Here is a 21,418-nt window from a genome sequence, read left to right as displayed (position 1 = left end):
AATAATTTAAAATCATATAAATATTGAGAGAATAGACCTATAAATTTAGTTAATTTAATATTATAATAAATTAATATAAATAAAAATTTAATTAAAAGTAAAAATTTATTTACAAATCGTAAAAATTGTAATGAAAACGGGAGGTCATCATGGCAGATTATAGTTTGGTATTGTTATCAGGCGGTATTGGAAAGCGAATGCAGTTAAATATTCCGAAGCAATTTTTATTACTTGCGGGAAAGCCAATTTTTATTCATGTGTTGGAAAAGGTGGATCGCATTCCAGAAATTAAAGAAATTATCGTTACATGTCCAGCTGATTTCCTTTTAAAAACCGAGGAAGTTATTCGCGAGTATGGTTTTACGACACCGATTCATTGTATTGAAGGTGGGGAAACCCGTCAGGAATCTGTCTATAAAGGGCTTAAGCAAGCAAGCTATGAAAATACGATCATCCATGAAGCTGTTCGTCCATTTGTTACAGAGGAAATGTTCCAAACACTCATACAAGAAAAAAATGAAAACGCTATTTTCGGATTGGATATTCCGTTCACCGTTTTGCAGGGAACCACGAAGGTAGATGGTAATTTGCAGCGTGATCAATTAGTGAACGTACAACTACCACATAAATACAATACAAAAACATTATTATATGCCCATGAATGTGCGAGAGAGGATGCACTAGAGTTTACTGAAGATGCGAGTTTATATTTTCACTACTACCATTCAGACATTACCATTCTACAAGGTAGTGAGTACAATATAAAAATTACGAAGCCAATTGATCGTAAAATTGCAGAGGCGATTTACAAAGAAACTATTTTAATGGGGGAATAGGGATGACAAAAACATGTGTAATAACAGGGGCAAGTCGTGGAATTGGGAGAGCAATTGCGGTTAGTTTAAGTGAGCAAGCGGATATTTCCAACTTTATATTGATTGCTAGATCAAAAGATGGAATCGAAGAAACGAAACACTTAATGGCAGGCGACAAACATATTGAATGTTATGCGATGGACCTTACTGTCTATGATGATGTGAGAGAATTGATTCAACAAGTTGGCGATAATTTCGGAACGATTGATATGCTAATTAATGTGGCAGGCTACGCGAATCCGAAATCACTGCTGGAAACAACGGTGGATGATTGGGAGGAAACCTATCGAATTAATGTCCATTCCTTATTTAACATTACAAAAGAAACCGTTCGATTTATGAAGAAAACAGGAGGCAAAATTTTAAATGTCGCTTCCACAGCCGGTAGTTCCGCCCGTCCTGGTTGGCTTGCCTATGCATCGTCAAAGGCGGCACTAATTAGTATTTCTGAAACATTATCCGCTGAGCTTTCCGAGTACGGCATTTTAGTGTACTGTATTTCACCAGGTCGCTGTGCAACGGAATTAAGAAAAGTATTAGCACCAGATGAAGATCCAACGACCATTATGCAGCCAGAGGAAGTTGGCGATGTGGTGAAACAGCTATTATCAGACACCGGAATTTGCTTAGATGGGCAAAATATTGTCGTTCGAAAGCAAGTGACGAAAGCATCGAAAAAGAGTGTCATCGAGCAGCAGGTTACTGTTTCTTAATCGATGCGCATCATCTGAGTTGTTGGGTATCCGGGAATAGTTGGTGATGTATATATGACAAGAAGCTGTGAAATTTAAGAACTAACTAACGAATGCTATTCAGCGCTTTAAATATTACAAAACATGCTGCACATAATGAGTACCAATGGAATAGGGAGCGGTAAACAACTGGGGTTTGAATAATCCTCGAAACCGTGAATGACAAACAAAGTCCCTAATACCCAAGAATCCGAGATACATCTAGCCTATTAGCCCCGTCTATAGGTGAATTTTAATCAAAAATTTAGAGACAAGATATAACGAGGCGAATAAAAACATGAGTAATCGTATAATCGAAATAATCCAGATTGTGTTGCTAGTGTTAATACTGCTGTCCGTTAACCGTCCGTTACTAAAGACAGCGCGACTAATTGGTAAGCGGACAGTTGTTGTTACTATTTATTTCTTATCTAAGCTTGTTCCGAAAACAAAGAACTTGGTCGTTTTTGGTGGTGAGAATGGACAAGGATTTCGCGGCAATACGAAATATTTATTTTTAGAAATGGTGAAAAATCCTACATTAAAGTGTGTATGGATAACGAAAAATCCCCGTGTTGTGAAGGAGTTAGCCAGTTTGGGCTATGAGGCACATATGCATCATTCGCCAAAGGGCATTCTTTACCAGCTACGTGCAAAGCTAGTTATCCATTCCCACTCCATTAACGATGACTTTATTAAATCGCTTTTAGGTGGTGCAATCTCTTATAACACTTGGCATGGGGTTGGCTTGAAAAAAGTATGGGGAGCAAATAAAGGGACATTTTCTTATAAAATTCTCCATGAGCCAAGAAGAATACGTCGCTTTTTTGGGAAGTTTGTTGTTCAAACGAATTCAGCAAAGGAAAATTATGTCGTCTCGACAAGCCCACGGGTATCCTCCTATTATCCGGAGACATTTTTAGTGGCAAAAGATCATGTGCTAGAAATGGGGCAAGTACGTAATGACGTATTTTTTCAAGATACAGACGAGGATTTCGCGATACCGGAATGGATTCGCGAAGGAAAAATCATCATGTATATGCCAACCCATCGGAAGTTCGGCAAGCTGGAAACAGATATTAATTTAGTGATTGATTTTCAAAAGCTGAATGAATTATGTAAACGGACAGGCTATAAATTTTTAGTGAAACGTCATATGTATAGTAGCGGTCAAGTTCCGGCTATTTATGAAAATATTATTGATATAAGCAATGAATCGTATGATCCGCAGCTATTGTTAAAATACACGGATATTCTTGTTACAGACTATTCGAGCTGTTACACCGATTATTTGCTGTTAGATAAACCAGTCCTATTTTACTGCTATGACTTAGATATGTATTTGAAAAAATCGAATGAAATGTACTTCAACTATTTTGACGTTACACCAGGTCCAAAATCCTTTCAATTCTCCGCTTTTCTATCTGATTTAGAAAAGGCAATGAAGGATCCGGGACAATTTGCGGCAGACAGAGAAAGAGTATTGAATATTTTTTATGCAAAAGAAAACCAAAAACAGGTGCTCGAAAAGCAAGTAAACTTTATTTATAAACATTTGTTAACGATAAATACGGAATCGACAGCTGCAAAGGTGAAGCAAGACGTTGCCAGCTAATTCATGAATACAATCAGATTTTCGCAACATGAGTGAATGAATAAAAAAGAAGGGTAGGTTTATGATATGAAGCTTCTGAGGTTCATACCTACTATATTAGTAAAATATTTTTTACGAACCGTATATGCGTTATGCTGCTTGTTTAATAAAGTAGACACGAATAAAATTACCTTTGCATCGTACCGTTCCAATGAGCTGAAGGATAATTTAGCATTTGTCCATGATCGAATTGCGGAAGCCTACCCAAATTATAAACGAAACTATCTTTTTAAAAAGTTTGATAGCTCAGTAGCAGGAAAGCTTAAATATATCCTTCACATGGTGGAGTCCTGCTACCATTTGGCGACTTCCAAATATTTTCTTATTGATGATTATTATTTTCCATTATATGTTTTGAAACTGCGCCAAGGTGTGGACGTTATTCAGCTATGGCATAGTGCAGGTGCATTGAAAAAATTCGGGCTAAGTACGGTAGGAAAGCCTTTTGGTCCAAGTGAACAGTATTTAAAACATGTAAAAGTACACGGCAATTATTCGAAAGTATATGTAAGCTCCCAGGAGGTTGTCCCGTTTTATGCGGAGGCTTTTGGAATGAAGGAAGAGCATATTTACCCTTTAGGCATCCCGCGGACGGATTATTTTTACAATGAAAGTAAAATTCACCTGCAAAAAGATAGGTTTTATCAACAATATCCAGAGCTACAGGACAAAAAAATTATTCTTTATGCACCAACCTTTCGTGGAAGGAGCCATTATCAATCAAAATTCCAGTTGCCATTTGATGTAACGTATATGGCGAACCAATTAGGAGACGAATATGTGCTGTTTGTCCATTTGCACCCATATATGACGGCTGGACTAGATGTAACGGAAAGCAATTTCCTTTACCATATCCAGGATTCCTATACGATTCAAGAGCTACTGTCACTTACCGATCTATTAATAACGGATTACTCGGCCTTATTTTTTGATTTTTGTTTATTACAGCGTCCAATGATTTTTTATCCGTATGATTTAGATGCCTATCAGCAGGAACGCGATTTTTATTACCAATATGAAGAACTAGTGCCAGGACCAGTTGTTTATGATACAAAAAGTCTCGTGAATTGTATAACTTCTAAGCAATTTAAATTTGATGAGATTAGTAGCTTTCAGAAGCGGTTCTTTGAATATCAGGACGGCAAAGCTACCGAGCGAATTGTCGAGCACTTTATTGATAATGAAATTGTTTTTGTACAAAATAAAGAGAATTCGATAGCGACAAATTAGGAATAATCTCCCATAACGTTAATAAACTAAATAAAAATAAATAACCTAGGATTGGCTAAAAAAAATAGATAGCTAGTGTCCTAGGTTATTTTGTTAGTTTAGGATGATGGGGTAAAAGAAGAGGGGGTCTGGGAGTGAAAAGAGTTCGAAAGGCGATTATACCTGCTGCAGGGTTAGGAACACGATTTTTACCTGCGACAAAGGCAATGCCTAAGGAGATGCTACCGATCGTGGATAAGCCAACGATTCAATACATCGTCGAGGAAGCGGTGGCATCCGGAATCGAGGATATTATCATTATTACTGGTAAAGGTAAACGTGCGATAGAAGATCATTTTGATAATGCACCAGAGGTAGAGGCTAATTTAGCAGAAAAAGGAAAATACGATTTGCTCGACAAGGTGCAATACCCATCCAATCTCGCAAACATCCACTACATTCGCCAAAAACAACCAAAGGGACTAGGGCATGCGATTTTATGTGCACGAAGTTTTATCGGAGATGAGCCATTCGTCGTCCTACTAGGAGATGATATTGTCCAAAATGATATCCCCTGTACAAGTCAATTAATCCAGCAATATGAAAAAACAAAGGCACCGATAATCGGTGTTCAGCAAGTACCGGATCATGAAACCCACCGTTACGGAATTATTGATCCATGTAAAAAGGATGGGAGATTATATCAAGTGAGTAGCTTTGTAGAAAAACCCGCACAAGGAACGGCACCATCCAACCTTGCCATTATCGGCCGCTATTTACTAACACCAGAAATCTTTTTGTTCTTAGAAAAGGAAGAAAAAGGAGCAGACGGCGAAATCCAACTAACCGACGCCATTCACAAATTAAACACCAGCAAAACAGTGTATGCATATGAGTTCGAAGGAAACCGCTATGATGTCGGAGAAAAGCTAGGATTTGTAAAGACAACAATCGAATTTGCATTACAGCGAGACGAGTTAAAGTTGGATGTATTGCAATTTTTGGAGGAGGTAGTGAAGCGGGATAGGGTGAGTAAATAGTTTTTTTTTGGGGGAAGTGAGTGGAGTTCTTGTAAAACGGGTAGAGATTCCCGAAAAGGAAGGGGAAGTTCCCGAAAAACAGACGGGGATTCCCGAAAAATAAAGCGAAGTTCCCGAAAAGCGGGTAGAGATTCCCGAAAAAGTGAGCGAAGTTCCCGAAAACTGAGGAGAGATTCCCGAAAAAGAAAGGGAAGTTCCCGAAAAACGGGTAGAGATTCCCGAAAAGGAAGGGGAAGTTCCCGAAAAACGGGCAGGGATTCCCGAAAAAACGGTAGGGATTCCCGAAAAAGAAGGGGAAGTTCCCGAAAAACGGGCAGGGATTCCCGAAAAAACGAGCGAAGTTCCCGAAAAACAGACGGGGATTCCCGAAAACCAAGGGGAGCCCTCCAAAAAACAGTCAGGTTATTCCCAATAACAAAGCCTCAAGATCCGACCTCCCCGTCACTTTCCATTTCCAATATCTCCAACACCATCTTCGGTGTTTCCATCGCTTCCGCCTTAAACTTCTCGACCTTCTCCTTCAAATAGCTACTCAATGCATCCTCATTTTTTAATGCACCAATTGCCAAATCGAACAACGTATTCCCGTCCCAATCATCTGATTCCACATGACCGACGACTGGTTGTTCCACGAGTGCGGCGAAGGCATCCATTTTTGGATCATAGGAGATGGTGATAAATGGGGTGTGGGAGATGGCTGCAAAAATTAAGGAGTGGAGACGCATGCCAATCAGTAATTCGGATTCCCCGATAATCGATATTTTTTCGCCGATTTCTAAATTGCATGGTGCGATGCGACTATTTTCATTCATTAATTGGGCAGTTTCCTGTGAAGCCTCTTGATCATGGATGCTGTGCATCGGGACAAAGACGACTGTATAGCCCTTGTACGCAAGTTCATCGAGAGCTTCGGCAATTTTCTTTTTATATTCAATCGGGGTTGGCCAGTTTCGTACCGATACGGTGATAAAGGGACGCTCAATTTTTTGAGTAGTAAGCCATTCGCTTTGAAAGGGGATGCCCTCTAATGACAAAACGGGATCAGGAACAATCGAGATCGAACGTTTAATACCAATGTTTTGTAAAAGTAGTTTAGAAGCCTCGTCACGAACAGTAATTTCATTGACCTTATTGAGTACATGACTAACAACCCATTTATTAAACCTGCGATTAATTGGCCCCATACCTTGTGCATACACAAATACTGGTTTTTTCATCCAAATCGCTAAACGCATAACCCCTGAATAATAAGGGACAGATTTCCAGCCTGTTTCATCCTGCAGTAAGCTGCCGCCACCACAAATAAGTCCATTGGAGGCTTTAATTGCAGCACAAACCTCCTTAAACCGCCAGCGATTAACTGCCTCGACACCGTATGTTTCCTTTGTTTTCTCGGGATTATTCGACAAGACTGTAATCGTGATATTTGCGTGTAAATTTTTTAACGCACGTACAATGGAAAATAAAATTGCTTCATCGCCAACATTATCAAAACCATAGTACCCACATAATACAACATTCATTGGATGCACCTCGTCTTGTTTATAAAAATTCCCTATCTACTCTATTGTTGCTTTCTTATGCATATTTTTTACAAACCATCGGAAAATTTGCCGCCATAGGAAAATAAAAACTAATCCAACGATATAACCTAATACAATGCTATAAACAGTCCGCAATAATGAAACGGAAAGTGGAATATGTAAATGGGTGAATGTATTGACAATCGATAAAAAGCCAATCACACCAGGAATAAGCAACAGCTTTCCGAAGTCCTTCCCTTGACCGATTATATATAACGCTAATAAATAGCACGGAAATCCGATGAGAAATTCCTTCGTTCTTGGCCGGACATATAGAAAATCCTCTAATGCGTTGCGCACCCGAATCTCCAATGCACTCGCTGCCCCGCTATTGCCTGTGCGCATAATATAATATATTCCGACGGCTGCAACGATGAGAAAGACGAGAACATGCCAATACCGTACTTCCAAATTCAACACACCGAAACCATGCTTTTGAAAAAGCTCGCGACTTTCCTTCCAAAAAACATATATCGCGACAAATACAATTGGGACAACGTAAACAAGCTTGACCCCGCGAAAAACTTCGAACCCTGTCATAAAGCCATCACCATTTAACAAACCGATAACGATCATAATGCCAATTGCACTAATCCCGATTGCTTGCAAGTAACGAAGTGTCAGTGTCGTAATTTTTCCGGTTTGCCTACTCGTTTTCAATACCGCGTAAATAGGTGTTACACATGCGATAATGAGAGCAAATCCTTGTAAAAATGTAATAGATTTTGTAAAAAAATAGGAAATTGCAAGAAGCAACATCATAACGAAGGCGACTGCTTGAAGCAATCGGGATTTAACTAATTCTGCTGTTAGGTAGGTAAAGAGAATGCCTGCTGCAAATACACAAAGTAAGGTACTAGTTGAAACGGTTATTTTTTCAAAAAGCAGTGGCTTTCCTGCTGCGTATTCATTTGGCATCGCCTGATGAACCCCTTCGATAAAAGAGGTAGCATCCTCTAATTTGCTAGCAGTAGTACCTTCATCTTGTGGTAAATGAACGAATATTGATTGGATGCTGCGTTCTTTCACTGCCCGAACGGCTTGCGAAATAGTTTCATTCAATGTTTTTTTGCCCAAATCAATACTGTGCAGCCGGAGCACATCATAATCATTGCTTCTTCCAAGGGTTTGCATTCCTTTTTGCTCGCTAAATTCAATAAGATAGAAATAGTAACCAGCGTCGTGGAGCGTATTGGTAAAATCGGAAATCTCGTCTGGCTTCGGATAACCAATAACCTCTTCTTTTGAAAATAATACCCCATTTGCTTGTGGGGTTTTCATGGAAACAAGCTGATCGACAAGCTGTTGATTTGTTTGAAGATCTAAATTTTCCATTCGAAAAATCGTATGTAATCCGTAATCTTGAATATGACGAAGAGCTACCGGATCGTAACCGATAGGAGCACTCCAATCGAAGTCGCCTTGGGGAATAAAATAGAATGAAGTATCTTCAATCTGGACTGTCTCAGGGCTTAAACTTCCTTCGAGCCACTGTCTATATTCTGTATCATCAGGAACGGTTATATAATATCCGTCCGCCGCATCAAACGTTTTCCCACTAAAAAGTAATGCACGTTCTAGATCATGTTTATTATAAACAGCTACAACACCACGCTCATCAAGCTGTTCAAGGGAAACCGGCTCCAAGCTTATACTATTTAGTCCAGCCGTAGCTAATGTCGAGAGAGCTGCTTCAATTGTCATTGGTCCAGTCTCTGTTAACTCCATTATTTCTTCAAAAGGCATGGCGATTTCATACGTATTATTCCCAGCCTCCGCATTCCAACGAGTAACTATCCCAGGAAGGGAACCAAGCAACAAAAGCACCACCACAACCCAAATCCAATTTTGCCCTTTCACGTTCATATTCCCTCCCTCAATCAATTCAATCTATATATAGCCACGAAATATTAATCCATTGTAAAAATCTATCGGTAACTATGTAAAAATTCTCTAAAAAACAGTATAGGCAGATATTGGGAGGTTCAAACGGTGAAGGGGGGATTTTGTTTTTTGGGGTATTGGTTATAGGTAAACATGGGGAGTATCAGAAAATGCGGGGTTAGTTTAACGGAGGAAGTTCCCGAAAAAATAAAGGAGGTTCCCGAAATATAGGGGCTAGTTCCCGAAAACCGAGGGTTAGTTTCCTGAAAAAAAGTGGGAAGTTCCCGAAAAAAAGTGAGGAAGTTCCCGAAAAACCGGGGTAAGTTCCCGAAAAAAGTGAGGAAGTTCCCGAAAAAAAGTGGAAAGTTCCTGAAAAAACGGGGTTAGTTCTCGAAAAATAGTGGGAAGTCCCCGAAAAACCGGGGTAAGTTCCCGAAAAACCGGAGTTAATTCCCGAAAAAAGTGAGGAAGTTCCCGAAAAAATGGGGTAAGTTCCCGAAAAACCGGGGTAAGTTCCCGAAAAAAAGTGGGGAAGTTCCCGAAAAAAAGTGGAAAGTTCCTGAAAAAACGGTGCTAGTTCCCAAAAAAAGTGGGAAGTTCCCGAAAAAGCGAGTGATGTTCCAAAAAAAGTGGGTAAGATTCCCGAAAAAAGTGTGGAGATTCACGAAAAAACAGAAACAATTCCCCCGAGTCCCTATTCATCTCACATAAATATTCTCCACCTGCCCCAAAACAAATTCAAACCAACAATCAAATCCCTCCGTCACATTGTAAAACGCCACCCATATCCCTTATACTTAATTCACCTACACACATAAGAACTAGCAAAAGCTACATCTTCCATAAACTAAAAAACTAGCCAATTCACAACTAGGAGTTAACCAAACCAATGAAACTAACAAACCAACTATTTATCACCTATCTAATCGGACTACTATCCTTAATCGGATTTACATGTATGGCGATGGCAATTAGCCGACACGATGTGCTTCAGTTTGATCAGACTATTATTTCCTTTATTCAAGGTGCTGAGTCGCCGATGCTTACACAGCTCATGATCTTCTTTACAGAGATGGGATCATTCCCCGCGGTGCTTTCCATTTGTATCGTCGCGTTATTTTTTCTATATTTTGTCCTTAAGTATCGGGGAGAACTTATTTTATTTGCAGCTGTCATGATTGGTACTTCCATTTTGAATTATGTACTCAAGCTTATTTTTCATCGGATTCGTCCGGATTTTCATCGATTAATCGAGATTGGTGGCTATAGCTTCCCGAGTGGACATGCGATGAATGCATTTGCCCTATATGGGATTTTAACGTTCCTACTGTGGCGTCATATTCCAAATCGTCTTGGACGAGCCTCGTTAATTCTAGTAAGCATCATATTTATCCTGATGATTGGCATTAGCCGGATTTATCTAGGGGTTCATTATCCAAGTGATATTATTGGCGGATATTTTTCGAGCGCCTTTTTGCTAGCTCTTTTCATACGGACGTTCAAAAAAAGTGAAAGAGAATCGTTATGCAAAAAAAGGTGCTATTACTCGGAGTGAAGGGTAAAAAGTTGTAGAGGCAAATGAGCGCTTCCCACTGCCTCCTATTTTGAAAAACATTATCTTTGCGACATTAAAAAGAAGCTAAACCAAACTGCGTGGTTCTGTTCATCAAGGGCGGCACGCTGGAAGGCTTCCCTTATTGCTCTATCTTGCGCACGATCGGCTATCTCTAAATAAAAATCAACAGAGTTTTGCTCATCCTTGAAAGCTGCAATTAGCCCTTCTCGATACGAATTAGCACATATCACCTGTGTTGGTTGGGACGGTTGTCTACCTGTTAGATGCGAGTAAATCGACTGGAAAACTTGCAAATGCTTGCGCTCATCTTCGCGAATTTCTAAAATTTGATTTCGGACTTCCTTAGGTGCCATCCGCGCTAATTTTTCATAACAAGTAATTGCTTGAAATTCTTCTTGAGTCGCAGTTTCAATATCGGTAATTAGCGATTGGTCACTTTGCCGAAAATAGGGATGATTTGTGTAAAAATAATAGGACACGACATGCCCTCCATTCCTTTCAAAATTAGTCTGTTTATTGTATGTCGAAAAAATGGATGGGTGCTAGTGTACATTAATACTCGCAGCTATAGTAAAATAATAGAATCAAAGGGAAATCATAAGGGCGGGGAGAATACTATGCAACTATGTTTTTATAAAGAAAATTATCATGATGCCATTACAAACTATCTAATAACGGAAGAACAGCTGCGATATACAGGTGCACCTAAGGATGCAGTCGCACTCGCACAAGAGGAACCAGAACGTTATCCGATACTAGCAATGGAAAACAATCAGCTCGTCACTTTTTTTGTCTTACATCCAAATGAAGGAGTCAAACCGTACACTGAAAATGAAAAAGCAATATTAGTAAGAGCATTTTCCACAGACTATCGTCATCAAGGAAAAGGCTATGCAAAACTAGCACTGCAGCTACTACCCAATTTTGTTCGGGAAAACTTTCCGGAGATAAATGAGATTGTTTTAGCAGTGAATCTGCAAAATGTCGCTGCTCAGGAGCTATACAAGAAGTCCGGCTTTGTTGATGAAGGGAGAAGGACAATGGGGAGGAAAGGTGTGCTCATAGTGATGAGCTATTATTTATGAAGCAGTGGGGGGAATTTTGTATGAGTAGTTCGGGAAAGAGAGAAGGAGATACCTCAAAAAGTAGGTGAGGTTCCCGAAATTGAATGTGTAGTTCTCCGAAAAATCGGGAGAAGTTCCAGAAAAAAAAGCAGGAGATACCTCAAAAAGTAGGTGAGGTTCCCGAAATTGAATGTGTAGTTCCTGAAAAATCGGGAGAAGTTCCAGAAAAAAAAGCAGGAGATTCCCGAAAAAGAAGAGGGAGTTCCCGAAAAAAACAAGAAGTTCCCGAAAAATCGGGAGAAGTTCCAGAAAAAAAGCAGGAGATACCTCAAAAAGTAGGTGAGGTTCCCAATCCATCCACAAAACACAGCCACTATTTCCTAAAAACCTCTTACCATATCTCCGGAAAAATCTAAACACACACTTTCCCGAAAACCATCCAGCTCCCATTCCTCCCAAACCCACCAACCATAACATACGCTTCAACAGCATTTCCACTGCGAAAATGATAAAATAATACCAACAACAAAAAATGAAAGAAAAAACAGGTGACATTCATGACAAAATATAAAGCATTACTATTTGACGTAGATAATACATTATTAGATTTCAATGCAGCGGAACAGGTGGCATTGAAATTGCTATTTGAAGGTGAGAATCTTCAGTTAACACCAGAGGTGGAAGCACAATATAAGAAAATTAATTCTGGTCTTTGGAAATCGTTTGAGGAAGGGAAAATTGATCAGGATGAAGTGGTGAACACACGTTTTTCTAAATTCTTCAAGGAATATGGTAAAGAAGTTGACGGTGTTTTATTTGAGACGAATTATCGTTCCTTTTTAAGTGAGGGCAGTCAGTTGATGGAAGGTGCTTTAGAGCTTATCAATAAGCTTCATGCGGAATATGATCTCTATATTGTTACAAATGGAGTTGCAGAAACACAGTATAAACGCTTGAAGAAAGCGGGATTGGATTCTTTATTTAAAGGTGTGTTTATTTCGCAGGAGGTTGGCTACCAAAAACCGCGTAAGGAGTTTTTTGATCATGTGTTGGCGAATATACCAAATGTTTCCACCAATCAATTATTAATTATTGGCGATTCCTTGAGTGCAGATATTAAAGGTGGAAACATGGCAGGGATTGATACGTGCTGGTTCAACCCTGAACGAAAGCAAAATAGCACCGATATTGAACCGACATATGAAATCCATAAGCTTACGGACCTTTATCCAATTTTAGAAACTAAATAATTTTTCTTTCATCATTCGGCTGCCGAAATGCTCAAGCAAGAGACATTTCGGCAGCCTTTGTTGTTTACTAACGGAAAATATAAGTATAGGAATGATCGTTAAACAAAATATAAAACGGAATAGGAAAAATTATTTTCAAAGGGAGGTAAACCATTTGATTGTCAAATTTTTACAGGAAAATACGATAGCAGCATTTTTATTGTTAATTTTACGATTGTATTTAGGGTATAGCTGGCTAATGAGTGGCTGGGGAAAAATTACTGGTGGATTTGATTCGAGCGGATTTTTAAAGGGAGCGGTGACAGCACCTATTCAAGGTCCTGAAGGTAGTCCTGTATATGGTTGGTGGACAACGTTTGTAGAAAATTTTGCGCTACCTAATGCTCGAGTTATCAATCTTCTCGTTCCTTGGGGAGAGTTCTTAGTTGGTTTAGGGCTTATCCTTGGCTGTTTTACAACAGCAGCAGCATTTTTCGGCGTTCTGATGAATTTCAGTTTCTTGTTATCCGGTACGATTTCTCATAATCCGACCGATATTTTAATGGGAATCTTTATTATGGTTGCTGGCTATAATGCCGGTCGGTTTGGGTTGGATTACTTTCTTCACCGATATGTATACAAGGGAAGAGCAGCAAGAGAACCATTGGGGGACGTATAAGAGCGGCGTAGTACGCGCATAGCGGAATGGACTTCCAATGAAGAGGAAGTCCATTTTTTAAAGTTACGTATGGCATCTAATAATTAGGAAAAAATCTTTAATGAGTTTGTAAATAATCGGTAGGAAATAAAAAATGTAAAAATGGAGACTAACCATGAACAATTATTCAAATAACAACACAGCTAGACGCTATCAAGCACATGTAAGTATCTTTGGAACAACGCAAATTCATTTGCGAAATCCATACATTATTGCTTGGTGGAGTGCCTCATTTCCAGGATTTGGACATTTGTTGCTATCAAAATACCTTCGTGGTTACTTTTTATTTATATGGGAAGTGGTCGTTAATATCACGGCAAACGTGAATCTTGCGATGATGTACTCTTTTCAAGGAAAAATAGAAATGGCTAAAGAGGTTTTAAATACAAGATGGCTATTAATCTATATTCCCGTTTATATTTTTGGCATATGGGATAGCTATCGAACAACGGTGGATTTGAATAAAATGAGTCTATTGGCCGAGCGTGAGGGCCATGATTACAACACATTCAGTATTGGTGCATTAGAAATCAACTATTTAGATAAAAGAAATCCGGTAGTAGCTGTTATTTGGTCATTGTTTGTCCCTGGGCTTGGGCAGTTATATATTCATCGCATTTTAACTGCCTTTTTTGTCATTATCAGTGTAATCCTATTTTGCTATTTATCCCATGTTCTGGAGGCAATATCTATGCTATTTGTTGGCAAGGTCCAAGAGGCAACATCGGTATTAAAACCGGAATGGCTGCTATTTTTTCCATCCATTTATGGCTTTGCAATATTTGATTCTTACATCAATACAGTAGAGAATAACAAGCTTTTTGATAAAGAACAACGGAAATTTTTAAAGAGAAAGTATCAATCACCAACGTTTCAAGTTAAAAAAGGGGAAAAAGTAAAGTGATGAAAATGCAGGTTTTCTCAACATTTGAAAATAGTGTGTTTTTAGAAATGGCACTTGCCGAGCTCGAGAAAAAGGGGATTCAACAAGAAAAAATATTTGCAGTTCCACTAGATAATCGTTCGGATGAGCGTAAGCTTTTCGACACACTGCATCATTCCGATGGTACCTCGCTTATTGATATCGGAATGGCCCTGGCAACGGCATTTGCCGTGATTGCTGCAAGTATTGGATTCGAATTAGCATGGGGTCCGATTTATTGGGGACTGATTGGGGCGGCGGTTGGTTTTATAGTTGGAGTAGCAATTCGCTTTTTTATCGAAAAAGTTATCAAAAAACGAAATAGGAAATTAAAGGGAAAGCAATCCGAGGTTATTTTAATAGTGGAGTGCGAGGAAATAAAAGCAGAGCTAGTAGAAAATATTTTGTGGGAACATTATGCAATCGGGGTTGCAAAGGTGAAATAGAAAAATATTTTTTACTGTATAAAATGGGTTCTTCTCTAAAAAAATAACAAAAAACAGAGGAGATAGCGAGAATGATGTGGAAAATTACGAGCTTAATGCTCATCGTTTTTTTACTCCTGTCACCAAGTATCGTGAAGGCTGAACAATGGGAGGATGAAAACACACCACTTAGCTACCGAATTGAATTGCTACCTTGGGAGGAAGTGGACGAGCTTCTGCCAAGAAAAACGAAATTTACAATTATTGATGTGGAAACAGGATTGCATTTTAATGTTCAACGTAGAGCGGGAAATAAGCACGCGGATGTCCAGCCATTGACCACTAAAGACACGAAAATCATGAAGAAAATCTATGGAGGGGAATGGAGCTGGAAGCGGAGGGCAATCATCGTGTTGGCAGATGATAAAATGATTGCTGCATCCATGAACGGGATGCCTCATGGGGCGGGTGCACTTCAAAATGGTTTTCCGGGACATTTTTGTGTACATTTTTTCGGAAGCTCGACCCATCGTTCGAAAAAAGAAGACCTCGGACATAAATTAATGATGCTGAAATCGGCTGGAAAGCTAGATAACTATATTCATCAGGTAGATCCCTATGAGCTTCTTGATGTTTTTGCAGTGGCAGTAAATCAAGGGGACTCGAGCCTATTACAAATGATTACGACCGATACAGCGTGCAAAAGCTGTTTGAATAAAGTAACGAAGACAATGTCTTATTTTTTGATTACTGATACTCCTGAAAAACCGAAGGATAATTTTAATGGGCTGCTACTCGTCCAAATACCTGCTACTATTAGTTATATTGATAAAATGGAAGGAAATCGGAAAAGAAATATCCAATTTATCATTCGCCGTGATTTTTTGACCAATCGTTGGCTATTGGAGCAGGATGCACTTTATGACAGTTTAAAATAGAAAACATTGTATTAAGCGTTCGTCTACCTTGCGGAACGCTTTTTTTCGTAATACAATTTTTCTATTACATACATTGTAGGGGGAGTTGTGAGCAATGGAGCATACGAACAAATTTAGTGGAAAAGCAGAAGGATATGCAAAATTTCGCCCAGATTATCCAGATCAATTAATAATCGATTGGAAACAGGAACACGGATTAAATGAGCATGCAATCATTGCGGATATCGGCGCCGGAACCGGAATCATGACAAAAAAGCTACTTGACTTCAATCTCCAAGTCGTAGCAGTCGAACCAAATGCCGATATGCGAGCCGTTGCAGAGGAAAAACTCCGCCACCATCCACGATACACCTCCATCAACGGAACAGCAGAACACACCACCCTCCCATCTGAAACAATCGACTTCATCACAGTTGCCCAAGCGTTTCATTGGTTTGATCTAAAAAAATTTAAAGCAGAATGCAAGCGAATATTAAAACCTTCAGGAAAAGTTGCCATCATCTCGAACAGTAGAGTCATTGACGTACCTATAATGCAAGAGATTATCTCTATATACGATGCCTATTGCCCAGAATTCAAAGGGTTTTCAAATGGTATGGAAGAACATCCAGAACTATATCAAGCATTCTTTGCAAACTTCACAACAAAAAGCTATGATCACCCTTTAATATACGATAAAGAAAGTTTTATTGGACGCCATCTATCCGCATCCTATGCCCCAATAGAAGGAGATGCAGCATATGAACAAGTAGTCGCAGCATTTCGTGCGGTGTTTGAGAAATATAGTACGGATGGAGAAGTTGTGTTGCCGAATGTTACGGTGTGTCGGTGTGGGGAGTTAGGTAGTTGTTAGGGGGGAGTTCCGGAAAAACTAGGGCGGTTCCCGAAAAAAGTAGTGGAGTTCCCAAAATTTTAGGGGTGGTTCCGGAAAAAAGTAGTGAAGTTCCCGAAATTCTAGGGGAGGTTCCGGAAAAAAGTAGTGAAGTTCCCGAAATTTTCGAGGAAGTTCCCGAAAAACCAGGAGCAGTTCCCGAAATATCAGAGGAAGTTCCCGAAAAACCATGAGAGATTCCCGAAATATTCGGGGAAGATCCCGAAATTCTAGGGGAAGTTCCGGAAAAAATATGAGCAGTTCCCGAAATTTCAGGGGAAGTTCCCGAAAAAACATGAGAGATTCCCGAAATATTCGGGGAAGATCCCGAAAAAATATGAGCAGTTCCCGAAATTTCAGGGGAAGTTCCCGAAAAACCAGGAGCAGTTCCCGAAATTTCAGAGGAAGTTCCCGAAAAACCATGAGAGATTCCTGAAATATTCGAGGAAGTTCCCGAAAAATCATGAGCAGTTCCCGAAATTCTCATGGAAATTCCTGTAATTCCAGGATGCCACCACCAACAATCCCCCACACCATAACAAAAAAACTGCCCCCAAACGGCAACAAAAACCTACCATTCAAGAGCAGCCTCTAATAACCTTTAAATAATTACCGAAGCATAAAATCTATACTTATTTCTTCAACCGATAAGGCACCGTACTTACAATAACATTTTTCTTATGCAACAAGAATTCCCGGACCATTAAGCTCATTTGGTTATGCAACATATTATGCCAGCCTTTTTTCGGAATGAATTGTGGAATGACGACTGTTACACTATAGTGACTCTGTTCTGCCTTATGGCTTACTAAATCAACAAATTTCCCGAGTGGGCCGACAATATTTCGATAGTAGGAATACAATGTAACAATGCGCACATCTGGGTGTAATTTTTTCCATTTTTCTTCAAATGTTATGATACTTTCACGGTCAAATCCAACATAAACTGCGATAATTTGACTTGCATGAAGGGATTTCGCATAATTAAGCGAATGTTCTACCACTCGTGTAATACCAGAAACAGGTACGATAATAATATTGCCTTCAATTTCTGGAACATCCTCGTCCGCACTTACCCGCAATTGTTCGCCAACCGTGTCATAATGTTTTCTAATTTTATAGAAAAATGATACAATAATTGGTAAAAAGATGAATACTGGCCAAACTTGGGCGAATTTTGTAATGATGAACATCATGGTCACGATAAAGCAGATGAACGCACCAAAAGTATTTACCGTAAACTTCGATACCCAGCCTGTCGGTTTTTCTTTTAGCCATTTCAACATCATGCCAGTCTGTGATAGCGTGAATGGAATAAACACGCCAACGGCATAAAGCGGGATGAGATGCTCGGTATTTCCGTTAAATACAATAATTAATAGAATTGCTGCAACCGCAAGTGTGAGTATGCCATTTGAATACACGAGACGATTCCCACGATTATTAAACATCCTTGGCAAATATTTATCTTTAGATAAATTAACAGCTAATAATGGAAAAGCTGAATACCCTGTATTTGCTGCAAGAATTAAGATCAATGCAGTTGTCCCTTGAACGAAATAGTACATCCAATTTCGTCCAAATGTTTCGGATGCAATTTGGGAAACTACCGTTTCTGTCTCCGAAGGGGTAACCCCAAAATAATAAGCAATATATGTTATTCCGGAAAACAGGATGGCTAAAATGATTCCCATTGCCGTCAATGTTTTCGCTGCATTGTTCGGAGCGGGATCTTTAAAATTCGGAATCGCATTAGAGATTGCTTCGACGCCAGTTAAAGCAGAGCTACCCGATGTAAAAGCTTTTAATAATAAAAATAGTGAGATGCCTGCAACTGGTGTACCAATAGATGCATGTAAATCAGATGGAACTGCTCCAGTTACAATTTGGTATAGCCCAGTACCAATTAAAATTAGCAATGCCAAAACAAATAAATAGACAGGGTAGGCTAACACCGAAGCGGATTCGGTAATCCCTCGTAAATTTAAAACGGTAATAAAAATGACAAACACGACAGCAATGGCTACCTTCCAGTCATGCAATGCAGGAAAAGCGGAAGTAATCGCATCTGCACCGGCCGAGACACTTACGGCAACGGTTAAAATATAATCAACTAATAAGGAACCACCAGCAATTAATCCAGGTTTTGCCCCGAGATTTTCCCGAGATACGACATATGCGCCACCACCATGGGAATAAGCAAAAATAATTTGCCGATACGACAGAATCAGCGCGGTAAGTAAAATAAGAATCCCAATAGCAATCGGAATCGAGTACCATAAAGCAATCGAACCAATAGTTACTAACACTAGCAAAATCTGTTCTGGACCGTAGGCAACAGACGACAACGCATCAGAGGAAAGTATCGCGAGTGCCTTCGTTTTCGTTAATTTTTGTTCCCCTAATTCAGTTGATTTTAACGGTTTCCCAATCAGAAACCTTTTTACTGTCGACACCAAAGAATTCACCTTCTAGTGATAAATTAATAATTATTTTCCCCATTGGAAAAAATAAAAACCGAAGAAATAAAAAAAGTCTACAAGCCAAATAAACTTAGGCTGTAGAAATTATGTAATAGTAATCACTTGATCCACCTTCCTTCTCAAGATACGCTTACGAGGTTAGCTGTCGGATTCGGGCCTTTGAGTAGCCCTACCTAAAAAGGATTCACCCCAGGATTAAGAAATTAATCCACTTAATGGTTCCCCCGTACATAATGTTTCAGCGATATAAGAACTATGAAACAAAAATTATATTACTCCCATTTTGTGAAGATGTAAATTAGCAAAATGAAATATTTTTCAACATAAATCATCAATATTTTTGTAAGGAAAAAGTAAAGAGAAATCTTTTTTATGAAATTCGATAAATACGGAGGTATGGATTGTGTCGAAGAAAGAGGAACCAATTATAACAGATGAGTTTTTAGATCAAATTGCAGAAGAAATTTCAGAGCAGTATGGCGAACCAAAGGAGGAACAAGTGGAGGAGTAGGATACGTGAGGGGAAGGAAAATTGGGGCTATTTTGAGGGATTTTCGTTCCATAAAATTACTGATCAAAAAATGTCCATCATCCCATCCATATTCTCTAACCCTCTCTATCATCCTCTACCACCCTTCGAATCGCCAGTAACAATAGCCGGACAATCAATGTCGTACTAAAAATAGAAGCAAAGCTATGAAAGGAAGTCCAGGATTTTTTATATTCGATTAATCGAGTATTTTTTTCCAACCATGATTCTACCAAAGTAGAAGGAAGAGTGAATAAGAAATTAACAAGCAATATTTTTGGCAGTTTTGCATTTTTTGTCACTTGGCTAAAATAAATACATGTAACAGGGTAAATTAAATAGCTAAACAACACGCTAATGTTGAAGCTTTTAAATAAATTTACGGGGTACTTAATATACCCTTTTTTTACAATAAGTGTATCGAGAAATGAAGCAACATAGCTTTTTAAAAGAAAAATTATTAGCCAGTCCTTCATCGGTGGTTTTCGAACAAAATGAAAAAAGGAAGCGATTCCAAAAACAAAAAGAGAGCGTAATATAATAAGTTCATTTTTCTTTCTTATGTTCGTCACCTTCTTTTAAAAAAGCACTCCATGTTCCCTTACTCACATAGGTAGTATGCGGAAATAACGGTAAAGTATACGAGCCCTTTTTCTAGGAAAATAAAAAAGGGATAACCATCGCTATCCCGTAAACACTTTAGCTCCAATCCAAAGGAGGCTTGACCATTTGTGCCTGCATTCCAAGCTCTTTTGCTGCAGCTAGAATTAATTCTTTTCGGAAAAAATAACTTTTATGACTGACAATTTTCCCATTTTCGATTTCTTGAATTTGAATATCATGAATCGCAGGACCGTTCGTATCATTTGCTAATACAATGATCACCGGTTTACCCCAAAGAACCACTTCCTGAGCAGTGTGACCAGGTAATCCAAACTGAAGCGAACCTTTACGCATTTCCTCTTTCGAAAATTCCTGAAACCCAAGAAATGCCTCGTTATGTGCTTGTTCACTAAATAATTGCAGCATCCCATTCAAATCACCGGAATTAAAGGCTTGTAAATATGCCTGAATTACCGCTCTGTTTTTAGTAGAAAGCACTACAGCCTTTGGTTTTGCGAAATCCAAATTTGCAATTCGCTTTCTTGCACGCTGCACGGAGGCATACACTCCACCAGTTGTGCTTTGAACAATGCCAGCAACTTCCTCTGCATTAAACTGAAATACATCCATCAAAAGAAATGCTGCCGTCTGTTTCGGAGTCAAGTTCGCCGCCAACATTTCTAAAACCTCTTCTAATAATAAACTCTCCGAAAAATCAACAGGAGTATCTGGAATTTCCTCCAGCGTACCAACTTCCCGTTTTCGCTTCCGACACAAATCCAACCAACCATTCGTCGCAATCCGAAACAGATAATACTTCTTATCTGTAATCTCACTCCAACGCGCTGGAAGTAGCCCGAATGACTTAATCAATGTCTCTTGGTACAAATCCTCCCCATCCCAAGGCGACCCTGTAATATATCTACAATAATTCCACAAATCGGCACAATACTCAGACATAATTTCATCGAAAAGATTCCTCGCACTTCGAGTCTTCTCAATGGCTGAATGAATAGTTACGGTTTCTTTCAAAAAATCCCCTCCCATTATAGTACTTAAATAAAACGGTTGAAGGCTGCAAAAT

The 21,418-nt window shown here is 39.1% G+C and carries 21 protein-coding genes, 1 pseudogene and 1 riboswitch; of the genes and pseudogenes, 15 read left to right on the top strand and 7 right to left on the bottom strand.

The window, feature by feature from the left end; translation table 11 throughout:
* Positions 1-149: 149 nt before the first annotated feature.
* The 5 genes from OEV98_RS06795 (at position 150) to galU (ending at position 5,509) form a co-directional block, all read left to right on the top strand.
* Positions 150-836: an IspD/TarI family cytidylyltransferase gene (locus OEV98_RS06795; protein WP_263072469.1), complete on the top strand. Its 687-nt coding sequence runs from the start codon at positions 150-152 to the stop codon at positions 834-836.
* A gap of 2 nt (positions 837-838) precedes the next feature.
* Positions 839-1,588 carry an SDR family oxidoreductase gene (locus OEV98_RS06790; protein WP_263072468.1) on the top strand — a complete coding sequence of 250 codons (750 nt, stop codon included), beginning with the start codon at positions 839-841 and terminating at the stop codon, positions 1,586-1,588.
* A gap of 316 nt (positions 1,589-1,904) precedes the next feature.
* Positions 1,905-3,221 carry a CDP-glycerol glycerophosphotransferase family protein gene (locus tag OEV98_RS06785; protein WP_263072467.1) on the top strand — a complete coding sequence of 439 codons (1,317 nt, stop codon included), beginning with the start codon at positions 1,905-1,907 and terminating at the stop codon, positions 3,219-3,221.
* A gap of 66 nt (positions 3,222-3,287) precedes the next feature.
* Positions 3,288-4,490 carry a CDP-glycerol glycerophosphotransferase family protein gene (locus OEV98_RS06780; RefSeq protein WP_263072466.1) on the top strand — a complete coding sequence of 401 codons (1,203 nt, stop codon included), beginning with the start codon at positions 3,288-3,290 and terminating at the stop codon, positions 4,488-4,490.
* Positions 4,491-4,624: 134 nt separating this feature from the next.
* The gene (gene galU / locus OEV98_RS06775; protein WP_263072465.1) at positions 4,625-5,509 is read left to right on the top strand and encodes a UTP--glucose-1-phosphate uridylyltransferase GalU; all 885 of its coding nucleotides are present in this window, start codon (positions 4,625-4,627) and stop codon (positions 5,507-5,509) included.
* Between the two features lie 422 nt (positions 5,510-5,931).
* Here galU and csaB read toward each other — a convergent pair whose 3' ends face one another.
* Positions 5,932-7,032 carry a polysaccharide pyruvyl transferase CsaB gene (csaB, locus tag OEV98_RS06770; RefSeq protein ID WP_263072464.1) on the bottom strand — a complete coding sequence of 367 codons (1,101 nt, stop codon included), beginning with the start codon at positions 7,030-7,032 and terminating at the stop codon, positions 5,932-5,934.
* A gap of 36 nt (positions 7,033-7,068) precedes the next feature.
* Positions 7,069-8,952: a DUF5693 family protein gene (locus OEV98_RS06765; RefSeq protein ID WP_263072463.1), complete on the bottom strand. Its 1,884-nt coding sequence runs from the start codon at positions 8,950-8,952 to the stop codon at positions 7,069-7,071.
* Between the two features lie 913 nt (positions 8,953-9,865).
* Here OEV98_RS06765 and OEV98_RS06760 point away from each other — a divergent pair.
* A complete protein-coding gene (locus OEV98_RS06760) occupies positions 9,866-10,531 on the top strand; it encodes a phosphatase PAP2 family protein (protein ID WP_263072462.1) in 666 nt (221 codons plus the stop codon).
* A gap of 59 nt (positions 10,532-10,590) precedes the next feature.
* Here OEV98_RS06760 and OEV98_RS06755 read toward each other — a convergent pair whose 3' ends face one another.
* Positions 10,591-11,031, bottom strand: a complete 441-nt coding sequence (locus OEV98_RS06755) for a ferritin-like domain-containing protein (RefSeq protein ID WP_263072461.1) — start codon at positions 11,029-11,031, stop codon at positions 10,591-10,593.
* A 138-nt stretch (positions 11,032-11,169) separates the two neighbouring features.
* Between OEV98_RS06755 and OEV98_RS06750 the strand changes: the two genes are divergently transcribed.
* From OEV98_RS06750 to OEV98_RS06715, 8 genes are all read left to right on the top strand, one after another.
* Positions 11,170-11,637 (top strand): GNAT family N-acetyltransferase, encoded by a 468-nt coding sequence (locus OEV98_RS06750; protein WP_263072460.1) that lies wholly within the window; start codon positions 11,170-11,172, stop codon positions 11,635-11,637.
* Between the two features lie 536 nt (positions 11,638-12,173).
* Entirely contained in the window at positions 12,174-12,866 is a 693-nt protein-coding gene (locus tag OEV98_RS06745; protein ID WP_263072459.1) for a YjjG family noncanonical pyrimidine nucleotidase, read from the top strand.
* Positions 12,867-13,020: 154 nt separating this feature from the next.
* Positions 13,021-13,524, top strand: coding sequence for a DoxX family membrane protein (locus tag OEV98_RS06740; RefSeq protein ID WP_263072458.1), 504 nt, complete (start codon positions 13,021-13,023; stop codon positions 13,522-13,524).
* A gap of 154 nt (positions 13,525-13,678) precedes the next feature.
* A complete protein-coding gene (locus OEV98_RS06735; protein ID WP_263072457.1) occupies positions 13,679-14,467 on the top strand; it encodes a hypothetical protein in 789 nt (262 codons plus the stop codon).
* Positions 14,468-14,472: 5 nt separating this feature from the next.
* On the top strand, positions 14,473-14,931 hold the full coding sequence (locus OEV98_RS06730) for a hypothetical protein (RefSeq protein WP_263072722.1): 459 nt from the start codon (positions 14,473-14,475) through the stop codon (positions 14,929-14,931).
* A 71-nt stretch (positions 14,932-15,002) separates the two neighbouring features.
* On the top strand, positions 15,003-15,848 hold the full coding sequence (locus OEV98_RS06725; protein WP_263072456.1) for a hypothetical protein: 846 nt from the start codon (positions 15,003-15,005) through the stop codon (positions 15,846-15,848).
* A 94-nt stretch (positions 15,849-15,942) separates the two neighbouring features.
* A complete protein-coding gene (locus tag OEV98_RS06720; protein ID WP_263072455.1) occupies positions 15,943-16,701 on the top strand; it encodes a class I SAM-dependent methyltransferase in 759 nt (252 codons plus the stop codon).
* Positions 16,695-16,913 (top strand): hypothetical protein, encoded by a 219-nt coding sequence (locus OEV98_RS06715; RefSeq protein ID WP_263072454.1) that lies wholly within the window; start codon positions 16,695-16,697, stop codon positions 16,911-16,913. Before OEV98_RS06720 ends, OEV98_RS06715 begins: the two co-directional genes overlap by 7 nt.
* Positions 16,914-16,936: 23 nt before the next feature.
* On the opposite strand, the pseudogene OEV98_RS17815 reads toward OEV98_RS06715, so the two are convergent.
* Both OEV98_RS17815 and OEV98_RS06710 read right to left on the bottom strand, forming a co-directional pair.
* Positions 16,937-17,206, bottom strand: a pseudogene (locus OEV98_RS17815) (hypothetical protein); the annotation flags it as partial.
* A 145-nt stretch (positions 17,207-17,351) separates the two neighbouring features.
* Positions 17,352-19,178, bottom strand: a complete 1,827-nt coding sequence (locus tag OEV98_RS06710; RefSeq protein WP_263072453.1) for an APC family permease — start codon at positions 19,176-19,178, stop codon at positions 17,352-17,354.
* Positions 19,179-19,313: 135 nt separating this feature from the next.
* Positions 19,314-19,456: riboswitch (cyclic di-AMP (ydaO/yuaA leader) on the bottom strand.
* A 149-nt stretch (positions 19,457-19,605) separates the two neighbouring features.
* On the opposite strand from OEV98_RS06710, the gene OEV98_RS06705 reads away from it, so the two are divergent.
* The gene (locus OEV98_RS06705) at positions 19,606-19,713 is read left to right on the top strand and encodes a bacitracin ABC transporter ATP-binding protein (protein ID WP_263072452.1); all 108 of its coding nucleotides are present in this window, start codon (positions 19,606-19,608) and stop codon (positions 19,711-19,713) included.
* A gap of 95 nt (positions 19,714-19,808) precedes the next feature.
* Here OEV98_RS06705 and OEV98_RS17780 read toward each other — a convergent pair whose 3' ends face one another.
* A complete protein-coding gene (locus tag OEV98_RS17780) occupies positions 19,809-20,207 on the bottom strand; it encodes a CBO0543 family protein (RefSeq protein ID WP_317633796.1) in 399 nt (132 codons plus the stop codon).
* Between the two features lie 223 nt (positions 20,208-20,430).
* Entirely contained in the window at positions 20,431-21,366 is a 936-nt protein-coding gene (locus OEV98_RS06695; protein ID WP_263072450.1) for a sigma-70 family RNA polymerase sigma factor, read from the bottom strand.
* Positions 21,367-21,418 lie beyond the last annotated feature (52 nt).

The sequence above is a fragment of the Perspicuibacillus lycopersici genome (assembly GCF_025660475.1).
In the GTDB taxonomy this organism is placed as follows: domain Bacteria; phylum Bacillota; class Bacilli; order Bacillales; family Caldibacillaceae; genus Perspicuibacillus; species Perspicuibacillus lycopersici.
Note: the sequence above shows the minus strand (reverse complement) of the source record. Positions and strands in the feature narration are given on the sequence as shown.

Coding starts and splice junctions, on each gene's coding strand:
- OEV98_RS06720 (WP_263072455.1), top strand. CDS start 15,943: ATGGAGCATACGAACAAATTTAGTGGAAAAGCAGAAGGATATGCAAAA.
- OEV98_RS06790 (WP_263072468.1), top strand. CDS start 839: ATGACAAAAACATGTGTAATAACAGGGGCAAGTCGTGGAATTGGGAGA.
- OEV98_RS17780 (WP_317633796.1), bottom strand. CDS start 20,207: ATGAAGGACTGGCTAATAATTTTTCTTTTAAAAAGCTATGTTGCTTCA.
- OEV98_RS06780 (WP_263072466.1), top strand. CDS start 3,288: ATGAAGCTTCTGAGGTTCATACCTACTATATTAGTAAAATATTTTTTA.
- OEV98_RS06745 (WP_263072459.1), top strand. CDS start 12,174: ATGACAAAATATAAAGCATTACTATTTGACGTAGATAATACATTATTA.
- OEV98_RS06785 (WP_263072467.1), top strand. CDS start 1,905: ATGAGTAATCGTATAATCGAAATAATCCAGATTGTGTTGCTAGTGTTA.
- OEV98_RS06730 (WP_263072722.1), top strand. CDS start 14,473: ATGCAGGTTTTCTCAACATTTGAAAATAGTGTGTTTTTAGAAATGGCA.
- OEV98_RS06735 (WP_263072457.1), top strand. CDS start 13,679: ATGAACAATTATTCAAATAACAACACAGCTAGACGCTATCAAGCACAT.
- OEV98_RS06750 (WP_263072460.1), top strand. CDS start 11,170: ATGCAACTATGTTTTTATAAAGAAAATTATCATGATGCCATTACAAAC.
- OEV98_RS06760 (WP_263072462.1), top strand. CDS start 9,866: ATGAAACTAACAAACCAACTATTTATCACCTATCTAATCGGACTACTA.
- OEV98_RS06725 (WP_263072456.1), top strand. CDS start 15,003: ATGATGTGGAAAATTACGAGCTTAATGCTCATCGTTTTTTTACTCCTG.
- OEV98_RS06795 (WP_263072469.1), top strand. CDS start 150: ATGGCAGATTATAGTTTGGTATTGTTATCAGGCGGTATTGGAAAGCGA.
- csaB (WP_263072464.1), bottom strand. CDS start 7,032: ATGAATGTTGTATTATGTGGGTACTATGGTTTTGATAATGTTGGCGAT.